This is a genomic window from Bacillus sp. SJZ110, from assembly GCF_006715455.1.
In the GTDB taxonomy this organism is placed as follows: Bacteria; Bacillota; Bacilli; order Bacillales; family Bacillaceae; genus Bacillus; species Bacillus subtilis.
On sequence record NZ_VFNF01000004.1, the window covers coordinates 233,773 to 247,664 of the forward strand.

Here is a 13,892-nt window from a genome sequence, read left to right on the forward strand (position 1 = left end):
TCACAGCGTATGCAACGATATTTTATCGAGCTCACGAAGCAGCAAATAGAGGAAGCGCCGGCTTTTTCGATTACCGGCGAAGATGTTCATCATATTGTGAACGTGATGAGAATGAATGAGGGAGATCAGATTATCTGCTGCTCTCAAGACGGCTTCGAGGCAAAATGTGAACTTCAATCTGTTTCCAAAGATAAAGTGTCCTGCCTTGTGATAGAATGGACGAATGAAAACAGAGAGCTTCCGATAAAGGTCTATATTGCGAGCGGCCTTCCGAAAGGAGATAAGCTTGAATGGATTATCCAAAAGGGGACTGAGCTCGGAGCTCATGCCTTTATTCCTTTCCAAGCCGCGCGTTCTGTTGTCAAGCTGGATGACAAAAAGGCAAAGAAAAAGCGGGAAAGATGGACGAAAATTGCAAAGGAAGCGGCTGAGCAATCGTACCGTAACGAAGTGCCGCGAGTGATGGATGTCCATTCTTTTCAGCAGCTTCTTCAAAGGATGCAGGATTTCGATAAATGTGTCGTTGCATACGAGGAGTCATCGAAGCAAGGGGAAATAAGCGCATTCAGCGCGATTGTAAGCAGCCTTCCGAAAGGATCATCTCTATTGATCGTATTTGGTCCAGAAGGCGGTTTAACAGAAGCGGAGGTTGAACGGCTCACAAAGCAAGACGGTGTGACGTGCGGCCTTGGACCGAGAATTTTAAGGACAGAAACCGCTCCGCTATACGCGTTGAGCGCGATTTCTTATCAAACAGAGTTATTAAGAGGTGATCAGTAATGGCAACTGTTGCTTTCCATACGCTTGGCTGTAAAGTCAACCATTATGAAACAGAAGCAATCTGGCAGCTTTTCAAAGAAGCGGGCTATGAAAGAAGAGACTTTGAACAAACAGCTGATGTATATGTCATTAATACATGTACGGTTACAAATACGGGAGATAAAAAAAGCCGCCAAGTGATCAGACGCGCCATTCGTCAAAATCCTGACGGTGTCATCTGTGTCACAGGCTGCTACGCGCAAACCTCACCTGCTGAGATTATGGCGATCCCCGGTGTCGACATTGTAGTTGGAACACAGGACCGTGAAAAAATGCTTGGCTACATTGACCAATACCGAGAAGAACGCCAGCCGATTAATGGCGTCAGCAACATCATGAAAGCAAGAGTATATGAAGAGCTTGATGTGCCTGCTTTCACGGATCGCACAAGAGCGTCATTAAAAATACAGGAGGGCTGCAATAATTTCTGCACATTCTGTATCATTCCGTGGGCGCGCGGCCTGCTCCGCTCCCGCGATCCTGAAGAAGTCATTAAACAAGCGCAGCAGCTTGTTGATGCCGGATATAAGGAAATTGTTCTTACGGGTATTCATACAGGCGGCTATGGCGAAGATATGAAAGATTACAACTTCGCGAAGCTTTTGAGCGAATTAGACACCCGTGTGGAAGGCGTGAAACGGATCAGAATTTCTTCAATCGAAGCCAGCCAAATCACTGACGAAGTGATCGAGGTCTTAGACCGCTCAGATAAGATAGTGAATCATTTGCATATTCCTATCCAATCCGGATCAAACACAGTGCTTAAACGAATGAGACGCAAATATACAATGGAATTCTTTGCAGACCGTTTAAATAAATTGAAAAAAGCACTGCCAGGCTTAGCTGTTACTTCTGATGTCATCGTCGGATTCCCTGGAGAAACAGAAGAAGAATTTATGGAAACCTATAACTTTATTAAAGAACATAAATTCTCTGAACTGCATGTTTTCCCTTACAGTAAACGTACAGGAACACCAGCTGCGCGAATGGAAGACCAAGTGGATGAAAACGTGAAAAACGAACGTGTGCACCGCCTGATTGCTCTTTCTGACCAGCTTGCAAAAGAATACGCTTCTCAGTATGAAAATGAAGTGCTTGAGATTATCCCTGAGGAAGCGTTTAAGGAAACAGAAGAAGAAAATATGTTTGTCGGTTACACAGACAATTATATGAAGGTTGTTTTCAAAGGTACGGAAGATATGATCGGCAAAATCGTAAAAGTCAAAATCCTAAAAGCAGGTTATCCTTACAACGAAGGACAGTTTGTCCGTGTGGTTGAGGATGAAATAACTGAACACATGCGTTTGTCTTCTTAACCTAAAAAATCGGTGCATTAAAATGTACCGGTTTTTTATTTAGCCGGGATAAGAAGGTGAATCAAGCGGTAAAACAAGTTTGTAAGCGGAAGAAATAAAAGAGCTGTTACTACATTAAATAAAAGGCTGAAATGAGCAATCCTTTGGGCAGGATCGGGTGATAACTGCTCTACAAAGCCGGTCGCTGCGGTCAGAAAAGGCAATACTAGAGCCACCCCTAGCACGTTAAATACCACATGCGCATACGCTGTCTGTTTCGCCGCATATCCACCGGATACAGCAGCCATGACAGCTGTAATGCATGTCCCGATATTGGATCCGAGTACGACGCTCATCGCCTGTGTCAGTCCGATAATCCCTTCATTCATAAAACTCATCAAAATGCCGATACAGACAGAACTGGAGTGAATGATGGCAGTTAACACCATGCCGATGAGCAAAGCGGACCAGTTTGAATCGTTAACATGGTATAGAACGTCGGCTCCCGTTTTCAGCTTCGTCAGCGGCCCGGCAAGGTGGCTGAATCCGCTGATGCAAAAGAAGATGATGCCCAGTCCGAGGAAGCTTGTTCCCAGCTGTTTCAAAGGATACCTGCCAGTCAGAAAAAACAATAAACCTCCTATTAAAAGAACCCAAATCAAAATATCCATTTTGATAGCAATAAATTCAGTTGTAAAGGTAGACCCAACGTTTGTTCCGAGAATCATCGGTATCGTCCGCTTAAAAGAAAGCACACCCGCACTAACAAAGCCGATGACAATGACCATAAAGGCTGAACTGCTCTGAAGTATCCCCGTAAATACAATGCTGATAAGAAACGCTTTTAATGGATGGTCTGTAAATAAAAGCAAACGATCTTCAATTTTTGAGTACGCCATAGAAATTAAGCCTTTTCGAAGCATGTTCATGCCTGTGAGAAAGAATAATATAAGAGCAGTAAAGCTAATCAGAATTAACATCCTATTCACCAACCCCTTTCTATCATTATATAGACAGGCAGTCGCACTCATGACGGAAAAGTGAACTCACTTAGTTGACCTGACTGATGGCTTATATTATAATGTCAAAGTACATGTTTATATGTGTAACTTAAAGGTAGTCGATTGGTGTATTCGGAGGGAGGGAAAGAGAATGTCAAAAACGGTCGTTAGAAAAAACGAATCGCTTGAAGATGCTCTTCGTCGCTTCAAACGCAGTGTATCAAAGACAGGTACTTTGCAAGAAGCAAGAAAGCGTGAATTTTATGAAAAACCTAGCGTAAAGCGCAAGAAAAAGTCTGAAGCTGCTAGAAAACGCAAATTCTAAAAGAGGGTGGATTTATGAGTCTTCTTGAGCGTCTCAACCAGGATATGAAGCTGTATATGAAAAACCGTGAGAAAGACAAACTGACTGTCGTTCGAATGGTTAAGGCTTCACTTCAAAATGAAGCAATTAAGCTTAAGAAAGACAGTTTGACCGAGGATGAGGAACTCACTGTCCTTTCTCGTGAACTTAAGCAACGTAAAGACTCCCTCCAGGAATTTTCAAACGCTAATCGTTTAGATTTAGTAGATAAAGTTCAAAAAGAGCTGGACATTTTAGAAGTTTATTTACCTGAGCAGCTGTCAGAAGAAGAGCTGCGTACAATCGTAAATGAAACCATCGCGGAGGTCGGTGCGAGCTCAAAAGCGGACATGGGCAAAGTGATGGGGGCAATTATGCCTAAAGTAAAAGGTAAAGCTGACGGAAGTTTAATTAATAAGCTTGTGAGCAGTCAACTGTCTTAAATGGCAAAGAAAAGGACATCTTTCTAAGAGAGATGTCTTTTTTTATACATAAAAAAATGAAACCTTTGATACATTTGTTACGTATGAAGAGAAGGCACTTATTATAAAAGGAAGGAGGGATACACCGCCCTTGCTTCAAATCAAAGGATTCCGTGCTGCTCTTTTGGGTATATTTTTGCTTTCTTTATTAGGCGTACAGCTGAACGCTAAAGCAGAAAAACAAACTGTTTATGTGATTCCGGTTGAAAAAAATGTCGAACAGGGTCTCGTCTCGTTTTTGTCCCGTTCGTTACAAGACGCAAAGGATGCACATGCAGACCATATTATTCTTGATATCAATACCCCGGGGGGATTGGTCAAATCTGCTATTGATATGGCCGATTTGATAACCGATAGCGAGATCCCCGTAACTGCATATGTCAACAAACGCGCGTTGTCTGCTGGTGCATATATTGCACTTCAAGCAGATCACATTTATATGGCGCCTGGCGGAAAAATGGGAGCCGCCGCGATTGTTGATGGCCAAGGCAATGCCGCTGACCAAAAAGCTCAATCACTTTGGCTGGCAGAGATGGAAGATGCCGCAGTGAAAAATAACCGCGATCCAAAATATGCGCTCGCAATGGCTGACCCGGATATAGATGCCAAGGAAGTCGGCGCGCCTAAGGGAGATCTGTTGACACTTAACGCAGACAAGGCAATTGAGGTAGGCTATTCAGAAGGCACTGCTGACAATTTGTCCACGCTCGTAAAGAAGCTTGGGCTCGAAAAGGCGCAGATCAGCTACGCAAAGGAGAGCTTTGCGGAAAAGACAGCAAGATGGCTGACGAATCCGGTCATTGTCCCTATTCTGCTGACAATCGCTTTTTTAGGTCTGACGGTGGAGCTTTTTTCCCCGGGTGTCGGCCTCCCTGGAACGGCTGGACTCATTGCGTTATTGCTGTTCTTTTACGGGCATCTTGCAGCCGGTCTTGCCGGGTATGAGACGGTTCTCCTCTTTATAGCAGGGGTGATTCTCATTCTGCTTGAGATTTTTCTTCCCGGAGGAATCATTGGATTACTGGGCTTGGGAGCGATTATTGCGAGCCTGTTTTTAGCTGCGGGGAGCTTCACTGTCATGGCGGTTTCTCTCTTGATCGCCTCAGCTGTTTCGATTACAGCGTTTATTTTACTGACAAGGGTGTTGGGAAAACGTATGAAATTCTTTAAGAAATTGATATTAAATGATTCTACAAATACGGAGAGCGGCTACGTTTCAAATCAAACGCGAACGGACTTAATGGGAAAAGTGGGTATAACCTTTACACCGCTGCGTCCTTCCGGTACCGTAATTATTGATGATGAACGCCTTGACGTTGTTTCGGAGGGATCGTTTACAGAAAAAGATAAAAAAGTAAAAGTGATTAAAGTAGAAGGCTCACGCATTGTCGTGAGAGAAATTTAAATAGAAACGAGGAGAAGTTATATGGATCCGTCAACACTTATGATTCTGGCAATTGTCGCAGTAGCGATCATTGTTTTGGCAGTATTTTTTACATTTGTGCCTGTAATGCTTTGGATTTCAGCTTTGGCAGCCGGAGTGAAAATCAGCATTTTCACTCTAGTTGGGATGAGGCTTCGCCGCGTCATTCCGAATCGGGTTGTTAACCCGCTGATTAAAGCGCATAAAGCGGGACTTAATGTTGGAACAAACCAGCTTGAAAGCCACTATCTGGCTGGAGGTAATGTTGACAGAGTCGTCAACGCGCTTATCGCCGCTCAGCGAGCTAACATTGAACTCACATTCGAGCGCTGTGCTGCCATTGATCTTGCAGGCCGGGACGTGTTGGAAGCTGTTCAAATGAGCGTTAATCCTAAGGTGATTGAAACACCGTTCATTGCAGGTGTCGCAATGGACGGGATTGAAGTCAAAGCGAAAGCAAGAATCACAGTAAGAGCGAATATCGAGCGCCTCGTCGGGGGAGCAGGGGAAGAAACCATTGTAGCTCGTGTAGGTGAGGGGATCGTTTCTACAATCGGTTCATCTGATAATCATAAAAAAGTGCTTGAAAACCCTGACATGATTTCTCAGACAGTCCTTGGAAAAGGATTGGACTCAGGAACTGCGTTTGAAATTCTCTCAATTGATATTGCAGATGTAGATATCGGCAAAAACATCGGTGCAATTTTACAAACCGATCAGGCCGAGGCTGATAAAAATATCGCGCAGGCAAAAGCGGAAGAACGACGTGCGATGGCTGTCGCTCAAGAACAGGAAATGCGTGCCCGCGTAGAAGAAATGCGCGCGAAAGTGGTAGAAGCCGAGGCGGAAGTGCCGCTTGCGATGGCAGAAGCTTTGCGTGAAGGGAATATTGGCGTCATGGATTACATGAATATCAAGAACATCGATGCTGACACAGAAATGCGTGATTCATTCGGCAAGCTGACGAAAGACCCTTCGGATGAAGACCGCAAATCATAATCTCTCTAAGAAGGGAGAACGCTGATGGAAGATTTACTGACCAATCCGCTTATTATTGCAGCGATCATCGGAATCATTTCTGCGATTTTCGGCAAAAAGAGCAAAGAAGAAAAGCAAAACAGCCAAAAAAGAAAAAAACCTCAACACGTGCAATCTGCTTCTCCTCAAAAGAAGCAGTCAAAAGAAGATGCCCCTGCACCTATCCCTAACCGTATGGAACAGGCAAGACGGGAAGCGGAAGAAAGACGCAGGGAAACAGCAAGAAACCTGAAAGGGCTGGAACGAGATCTTGCTGCTGCCAAACAAAAAACAGTATACACAAAACAAAAAATGCTTCAGGTGAATAAAGACACCGTCGTACAGGGGATCGTTCTAGGAGAGGTGTTCGGGCCTCCACGGGCGAAAAAACCTCACCGCACGATGCGCTCGGCCCGTAAAAATTAAAGTGTTAGAACCTCCTTTCAAATCATACATATGAGATGAAAGGGGGTTCTTTTTGTATGGGGCAAAGAAAGAATCGTATGAAAGCTTGGCTGACAAGAGCATTGGAAATTCCCCCGGACGTTATGATGGATCTGCCGAGGATTACAATGGTTGGCAGACTTCATATCTACATAGAAAACCACAGAGGCCTTTTGCTTTTCAGTGAGAATGAAGTGAGGCTGATGCTGAAGCAGGGCCAGTGCATCATATCTGGTAAAAATTTTGTCATCAAGGCGATTCTTCCGGAAGAGATACTTTTGGAGGGTACGATTGATGTCGTTCGATATGTTGAGTCATAAAGCCGAGGGGGAAATGTTGTGAAAAATAAATGGCTGTCTTTTTTTTCGGGTAAGGTCCAGCTTGAATTGACGGGAAGAGGGATTGAGCGGCTCCTTAATGAATGCACAAGACAGGGGATTCCGGTCTTTCATGTCAAAAAAAAGAAAGAAGCCGTATCGTTATATATACAGCTTCAGGATGTACATGCCTTTCGGCGGGTGAGAAGTAAATTTAAATGTAAAGCCCGATTTATCAATCGGAAGGGATTTCCCTTCCTGTTGCTGAAATCAAAGCTGAATATAGGGTTTACGATCGGTTTTGCGATTTTTTTCATCCTCTTGTTTTTGCTGTCCAATATGGTGTGGAAAATTGATGTGACAGGCGCTAAGCCTGAAACAGAACATCAAATGAGGCAGCATCTTAATGAAATCGGCGTCAAAAAGGGCCGTCTGCAGTTTTTAATGATGTCGCCCGAAAAAATACAGAAATCATTAACCAATGGAATAGACAATATCACTTGGGTCGGAGTTGATCTGAAGGGGACGACCATTCACATGAAAGTTGTGGAGAAAAATGAGCCCGAAAAAGAAAAGTATGTTAGCCCGCGCAATATTGTCGCCAAAAAGAAAGCAACCATTACGAGAATGTTTGTGCAAAAAGGACAGCCCATGGCCGCCATACACGATCATGTTGAAAAGGGGCAGCTGCTTGTTTCGGGACTGATCGGCAGCGAAGACCATCAGCAGGAAGTCGCCTCAAAAGCAGAAATTTACGGAGAAACCTGGTATAGATCAGAAGTGACAGTCCCGCTTGAAACATTATTTAACGTCTATACGGGCAAAGTAAGGACAAAGCACAAGCTTTCTTTTGGTTCTTTGGCAATCCCGATCTGGGGGATGACGTTTAAAAAAGAGGAATTGAAGCATCCAAAAACAGAACAAGAAAAGCATTCGCTTCATTTTCTCGGATTTAAGCTCCCTGTATCCTATGTCAAAGAGCAAACGAGAGAAAGTGAAGAGGCTTTGCGAAAATATACGAAAGAAGAAGCAGTTCAAGAAGGCATTAAATTGGGTAAACAGGATGTAGAGGATAAAATAGGCGAAAACGGCGAGGTGAAAAGTGAAAAAGTTTTGCACCAGACTGTTGAGAATGGTAAAGTAAAGTTGATTATTCTCTACCAAGTTATAGAAGATATCGTTCAAACCACACCTATTGTCAGGGAGACTGAAGAATGACAGAACATTTACTTGCGATGAATCAAAAACTGAAAAACCCGGACGAGGCGCTTTCACTCTTCGGGAACCAAGATTCTTTTTTGAAATTGATGGAGAAAGATCTGAATGTAAATATCATTACGCGCGGCGAGACGATTTATGTTTCAGGCGATGATGAATCGTTTCAGATTGCAGACAGGCTGCTGGGATCGCTCCTCGCTTTAATTCGCAAGGGGATAGAGATCTCTGAACGTGATGTGATTTACGCCATCAAAATGGCAAAGAAGAATGAACTTGAATACTTTGAAAGCATGTATGAAGAAGAAATTACAAAAAACGCAAAAGGCAAATCAATCCGTGTAAAAACAATGGGACAGCGGGAATACGTGGCCGCTATGAAGCGGAATGACCTTGTATTCGGCATTGGTCCGGCGGGAACCGGGAAAACGTACCTGGCTGTCGTAAAAGCAGTCCATGCTTTAAAAAACGGACATATCAAAAAAATCATTTTAACAAGACCTGCTGTGGAAGCCGGTGAAAGCCTCGGTTTTCTCCCAGGTGACCTAAAAGAAAAAGTAGATCCTTATTTGCGCCCGCTGTATGACGCTCTCCATGATGTGCTTGGGGCAGATCATACAGAACGTCTGATGGAAAGAGGCATCATTGAAATTGCTCCGCTCGCATATATGAGGGGACGGACGCTCGATGATGCTTATGTTATACTTGATGAAGCACAGAATACCACGCCTGCTCAAATGAAAATGTTTTTGACGAGACTGGGTTTTGGCTCTAAAATGATCATTACAGGTGACGTTAGCCAAATTGATCTGCCGAAAGGCGTCAAATCGGGACTTGCAGTAGCGAAGGAGATGCTAAAAGGAATAGACGGCATTTCTATGATTGAGCTGGACCAGACAGACGTGGTCAGACATCCGCTTGTTGCGAAAATTATTGAAGCATACGATAAGCAAAATTAATGCTGAATGACCCGATCGCGCGTTATCGGGTCATTTTTATGATTGCTTGTGGGCTTGATGTTTCAAGAGGAGGTTCTTGTGTTGAAAAAGAAGGCTAAGACCAAAAGCAGCTCAAAAAAATGGAGCAATTTTAAAAATGCCCGCTCCATGCATGTACTGCTGTATCTTCTGCTGGCTGCCATTATGTTTGCTTTGCTCTTTGTACATGTTAAGCCGGAAACACTTGATTTAGACCTGTTTTCAGTCAGCGACAAGACCATTTACGCTCCGGCAACCGTGGAAGATCAAAAAGCCACAGAGGAAAAAAAGCAAGCCGCTGAAGACGCGGTTGAAGATCAATATACATTAAAAAAAGAATACACAGATAATCGGATTGACCTTGTGTCATCAATATTCGACAGTATTAGTGAAGTGAAAAAATCATCGGAAGAAGGCAGTAAATCACCATCGGAAAAATCAATGGTCAAATCTGTAAAGGACAAATTGACATCAGATGTGAATGATTCTATATCGGAGGATTCCATCAAGACATTGCTGAAAGCAGACAGTGAAGACTTTTCTTTTGTCAGAGATACGGTCATTACCGCAGTAAATACGGTGATGAGCAGTGAAATCCCTTCGGATAAACTATCTGATGCAAAGGATAAGGTAGAAAAAGAGCTAAAGAGCAATTCTATTCCGTCTAAATACTTGGGAGCCGCGACAGAAATCGGACGTTTTGCTATTATTCCGAATTACGTCTTCGATCCGAAAGCAACAGAGGCAAAACGGCAGGAAGCCTCAGATAATGTCCAGCAGGTTCAAATCAAACAGGGGCAAGTGCTCGTGGAAGAAAATGACCTCATTGATCGGGAAGTGTACAGGAAACTTGAGCTGACCGGGTTATTAAATAACTCAAATCTCTTTAAACCGATCAGCGGGCTATTGATTATGATCGGACTTTTCATTGCAACACTTGTATATTATTTTGAAAAACAGAAACAAAATCTGAAGTTTAAAAATCAATCCATTCTGTTATTCTCGATTATCACAACACTTTTGCTTGTGATCATGGAGGTTGTCAGTTTGTTTCAGAAGATGGAGTATAATAATATCGGCTATCTGGTCCCCATTGCGGCCGGCGCCATCTTAATCAAACTGCTGATGAATGAACGCATTGCCATTTTGGGAAGTATCATTCTTGCGATTTGCGGAAGTATGATGTTTAATCAGGGTGTGACAGGAACATTCAATTATGTCATAGGGATTTATTATTTGATCAGCGGCATTTCAGGTGTATTATTTTTAGGAAAGCACAATGCCAGATCAAAGATTTTGCAGACCGGGCTTTTCGTAGCGTTTATCAATATGGTTGTCGTTCTTTCTTTATTATTGATCCAAAACACTGCACTGTCGGGTCTTGAAATCGGAACATTAATGCTGATGGGGGTTGTGTCAGGATTTGCTTCGTCTGTACTGATCATCGGCTTGATGCCGTTTTTTGAGACGGGCTTTGGCATTTTATCCACAATGAGGCTGCTTGAGCTGTCTAATCCTAACCATCCGCTTTTGCGCAAAATACTGACAGAAACACCAGGTACATATCATCACAGTGTAATGGTTGCCAATTTATCAGAGGCAGCCTGTGAAGCGGTTGGGGCTAATGGTTTGCTTGCAAGAGTCGGCGCATATTATCACGATCTCGGAAAAACAAAGCGCCCGCAATATTTTATTGAAAACCAAATGAATATTGACAATCCGCATGACAAGCTGTCACCTCAGTTGAGTAAAAATATTATTATCTCGCATACGACAGACGGTGCGAATATGCTGAGAAGCTATAAATTTCCGAAAGAGCTTGTCGATATTGCTGAGCAGCATCATGGAACCTCGCTTTTAAAGTTTTTTTACTATAAAGCGAAGGAAAAAGGCGACCAGATTACAGAGGAAGAGTTCCGTTATCCGGGGCCGAAGCCGCAGTCAAAGGAAGCCGCAATTATATCAGTGGCCGACAGTGTTGAAGCGGCCGTCAGATCCATGCACAATCCAAATCCTGAACGAATTGAAAAGCTTGTCCGGGGTATTATATCCGATAAGCTTCAGGACGGACAGTTCAGTGAATGCGATTTGACATTTAAAGAGCTGGATACAATCGCAAAAACGCTCTGTGCAACATTAAAAGGAATTTTCCACTCCCGGATTGAATATCCGGAGGCTACTAAGAAGGTGAAATAGATGAGTTTACTGATTGATATCGTTGATGAAACGGGAAGCGTCTCAGAAGAGATGCTCAAAGAAGTAGAAAATCTGCTTCAATTTGCCGCTGAGCGTGAAGGCGTTCAGGATCAGGCTGAAGTTTCTGTCACGATTGTTTCCAATGATGACATACATCAGATTAACAAAGAATACCGGGGAAAGGATGCTCCGACAGATGTCATCTCATTTGCTCTTGAAGAAGAGGGAGAAGGCGAGATCGAAATCGTGGGCGCCGAAATGCCTCCGGTTTTAGGCGATATTATCATCAGTGCCGATCGCACAAGAGAGCAGGCAGAGGAGTATAATCATTCTTTTAAAAGAGAGCTCGGATTTCTAGCTGTACACGGATTTCTGCACCTTTTAGGATATGACCATATGACGAAAGAGGAAGAAGAGGAGATGTTTACTAAGCAAAAGGAATTGCTGGACGCTTATGGACTCAAAAGATCATAGAAATGAGCTGAAGCGGTTCTTCAAAAGCTTCGTGCATGCAGGCCGGGGCATATGGGAAACAGCGCGGACGGAGCGGAATTTCCAATTTCATGCCGCAGCCGCCTGCGCTGTTCTCATTTGCGGCTTCCTTGTAGAGCTCAGCATGATTGAGTGGATGATTATATTCCTTTTGATTGGCGGTATGTTTTCGCTTGAGCTTTTAAATACAGCCATTGAACATACGGTTGATTTAATAACTGACAAACATCACCCTCTTGCTAAAGCGGCTAAGGACGCTGCCGCCGGGGCTGTTTGCGTTTTTGCCGTGATTTCGTGTATCATTGGTTTACTTATTTTTTTGCCAAAGCTGTAATGGCTGAAAATTCTTACATTTATTTTACATTTTTAGAAATGGGCGTGAAAAAAAGCGCGCGATTATGTAAAATATAAAGTGATAGCGGTACCATTATAGGTAAGAGAGGAATGTACACATGAACAGACAAGAATTAATAACAGAAGCTTTAAAAGCGCGTGATATGGCATATGCGCCGTATTCCAAATTCCAAGTAGGAGCCGCTCTTCTTACCAAGGATGGAAAAGTGTACAGAGGCTGCAATATTGAGAACGCGGCATACAGCATGTGCAATTGCGCCGAGCGTACCGCTTTATTTAAAGCTGTTTCTGAAGGGGATACAGAGTTTCAGATGCTGGCCGTTGCGGCTGACACCCCTGGACCAGTATCTCCGTGCGGAGCCTGCCGCCAGGTGATTTCTGAGCTTTGCACAAAAGACGTTATTGTCGTACTGACTAATTTACAAGGACAAATAAAAGAAATGACTGTGGAAGAATTATTGCCAGGCGCATTTTCATCGGAGGATTTACATGACGAACGAAAGCTTTAAATCAGGATTTGTATCCATTATTGGAAGACCAAACGTAGGAAAATCTACATTTTTGAACAGAGTCATTGGACAAAAAATCGCGATCATGAGCGATAAGCCCCAAACGACGAGAAACAAGGTGCAAGGAGTACTGACGACAGGCACATCACAAACCATTTTTATTGACACACCAGGGATTCATAAACCTAAGCATAAGCTTGGGGACTTTATGATGAAAGTGGCGCAAAATACATTAAAAGAAGTCGATTTGATCTTGTTTATGATCAATGCTGAGGAAGGCTACGGGAAGGGCGACGAATTCATCATTGAGAAATTGCAGACGATGTCTACGCCTGTATTCTTAATCGTAAACAAAATCGATAAAATTCATCCCGACCAATTGCTTCTGCTAATTGACGAATACCGCAAACGTTATCCTTTTAAGGAAATTGTTCCGATTTCTGCTTTAGAAGGAAATAACATCGAAACCTTGCTCGCTCAGATTGAAGCGTATTTGCCGGAAGGGCCGCAATTCTATCCGAGTGACCAGGTAACTGACCACCCTGAGCGATTTATCATTTCTGAATTAATCAGGGAAAAGGTGCTGCATTTGACGAGAGAAGAAATCCCGCACAGCATTGCGGTGGCCATCGAATCCATCAAAGGGCAGGACAACGGTTCTGTGCACGTAGCGGCAACGATTGTGGTCGAGCGGGATTCTCAGAAAGGCATCGTGATCGGTAAAAAAGGAAGCCTTCTAAAAGAGGTTGGAAAAAGAGCGAGAGCAGATATTGAAGCACTATTGGGCTCCCGTGTCTACCTTGAATTGTGGGTGAAAGTGCAGAAGGACTGGCGTAATAAAATGTCCCAGCTTCGCGATTTTGGCTTTAAAGAGGACGAATATTAATCTCTTCCCGTGTGTGTCATTATCTCACAGGAACAGGGATACATTAGCAAATTTTGTTTAACATGAAATGGAGGACATCTGGTCAAGATAAAGGTAAGAATTTGGAGTTTAGGTAAGCTAGT

At 43.4% G+C, this 13,892-nt stretch carries 16 protein-coding genes; 15 read left to right on the top strand and 1 reads right to left on the bottom strand.

Annotation, left to right across the window (positions count from 1 at the left end; all coding sequences use genetic code 11):
- Window positions 1-9: 9 nt before the first annotated feature.
- Window positions 10-780: a 16S rRNA (uracil(1498)-N(3))-methyltransferase gene (locus tag FB592_RS13660; RefSeq protein WP_038829708.1), complete on the top strand. Its 771-nt coding sequence runs from the start codon at window positions 10-12 to the stop codon at window positions 778-780.
- Window positions 780-2,135: a tRNA (N(6)-L-threonylcarbamoyladenosine(37)-C(2))-methylthiotransferase MtaB gene (gene mtaB / locus FB592_RS13665; protein WP_003230017.1), complete on the top strand. Its 1,356-nt coding sequence runs from the start codon at window positions 780-782 to the stop codon at window positions 2,133-2,135. Before FB592_RS13660 ends, mtaB begins: the two co-directional genes overlap by 1 nt.
- A gap of 35 nt (window positions 2,136-2,170) precedes the next feature.
- On the opposite strand, the gene FB592_RS13670 is transcribed toward mtaB, so the two are convergent.
- On the bottom strand, window positions 2,171-3,094 hold the full coding sequence (locus FB592_RS13670; RefSeq protein WP_014480301.1) for a Na/Pi symporter: 924 nt from the start codon (window positions 3,092-3,094) through the stop codon (window positions 2,171-2,173).
- A 172-nt stretch (window positions 3,095-3,266) separates the two neighbouring features.
- Between FB592_RS13670 and rpsU the strand changes: the two genes are divergently transcribed.
- The 13 genes from rpsU to era all read left to right on the top strand — a co-directional run bounded on the left by rpsU (window position 3,267) and on the right by era (window position 13,770).
- Window positions 3,267-3,440 carry a 30S ribosomal protein S21 gene (gene rpsU, locus FB592_RS13675; RefSeq protein WP_003152957.1) on the top strand — a complete coding sequence of 58 codons (174 nt, stop codon included), beginning with the start codon at window positions 3,267-3,269 and terminating at the stop codon, window positions 3,438-3,440.
- Between the two features lie 14 nt (window positions 3,441-3,454).
- Complete coding sequence (locus FB592_RS13680) at window positions 3,455-3,901, top strand: GatB/YqeY domain-containing protein (RefSeq protein ID WP_003230022.1); 447 nt, start codon at window positions 3,455-3,457, stop codon at window positions 3,899-3,901.
- Between the two features lie 130 nt (window positions 3,902-4,031).
- Window positions 4,032-5,345 (top strand): NfeD family protein, encoded by a 1,314-nt coding sequence (locus tag FB592_RS13685; protein ID WP_038829709.1) that lies wholly within the window; start codon window positions 4,032-4,034, stop codon window positions 5,343-5,345.
- A gap of 21 nt (window positions 5,346-5,366) precedes the next feature.
- Window positions 5,367-6,362 (top strand): flotillin-like protein FloA, encoded by a 996-nt coding sequence (gene floA / locus FB592_RS13690; RefSeq protein WP_003230026.1) that lies wholly within the window; start codon window positions 5,367-5,369, stop codon window positions 6,360-6,362.
- A gap of 24 nt (window positions 6,363-6,386) precedes the next feature.
- A complete protein-coding gene (locus tag FB592_RS13695) occupies window positions 6,387-6,806 on the top strand; it encodes a hypothetical protein (RefSeq protein ID WP_024573276.1) in 420 nt (139 codons plus the stop codon).
- Window positions 6,807-6,862: 56 nt separating this feature from the next.
- Entirely contained in the window at window positions 6,863-7,144 is a 282-nt protein-coding gene (gene yqfC, locus FB592_RS13700; protein ID WP_003226191.1) for a sporulation protein YqfC, read from the top strand.
- Between the two features lie 18 nt (window positions 7,145-7,162).
- Window positions 7,163-8,359, top strand: coding sequence for a sporulation protein YqfD (gene yqfD / locus FB592_RS13705; protein ID WP_003230033.1), 1,197 nt, complete (start codon window positions 7,163-7,165; stop codon window positions 8,357-8,359).
- A complete protein-coding gene (locus tag FB592_RS13710) occupies window positions 8,356-9,315 on the top strand; it encodes a PhoH family protein (protein WP_014477373.1) in 960 nt (319 codons plus the stop codon). The genes yqfD and FB592_RS13710 overlap by 4 nt, the downstream gene beginning before the upstream one ends.
- Before the next feature lie 78 nt (window positions 9,316-9,393).
- Complete coding sequence (gene pgpH / locus FB592_RS13715; RefSeq protein ID WP_014664649.1) at window positions 9,394-11,529, top strand: cyclic-di-AMP phosphodiesterase PgpH; 2,136 nt, start codon at window positions 9,394-9,396, stop codon at window positions 11,527-11,529.
- Complete coding sequence (gene ybeY, locus FB592_RS13720; protein WP_003230039.1) at window positions 11,530-12,003, top strand: rRNA maturation RNase YbeY; 474 nt, start codon at window positions 11,530-11,532, stop codon at window positions 12,001-12,003.
- Window positions 11,984-12,355, top strand: a complete 372-nt coding sequence (locus FB592_RS13725; protein WP_015384119.1) for a diacylglycerol kinase family protein — start codon at window positions 11,984-11,986, stop codon at window positions 12,353-12,355. The genes ybeY and FB592_RS13725 overlap by 20 nt, the downstream gene beginning before the upstream one ends.
- Window positions 12,356-12,473: 118 nt before the next feature.
- Window positions 12,474-12,884, top strand: coding sequence for a cytidine deaminase (locus FB592_RS13730; protein WP_003230049.1), 411 nt, complete (start codon window positions 12,474-12,476; stop codon window positions 12,882-12,884).
- A complete protein-coding gene (era, locus tag FB592_RS13735; protein ID WP_003230051.1) occupies window positions 12,865-13,770 on the top strand; it encodes a GTPase Era in 906 nt (301 codons plus the stop codon). The genes FB592_RS13730 and era overlap by 20 nt, the downstream gene beginning before the upstream one ends.
- The last annotated feature ends 122 nt before the right edge of the window (window positions 13,771-13,892 follow it).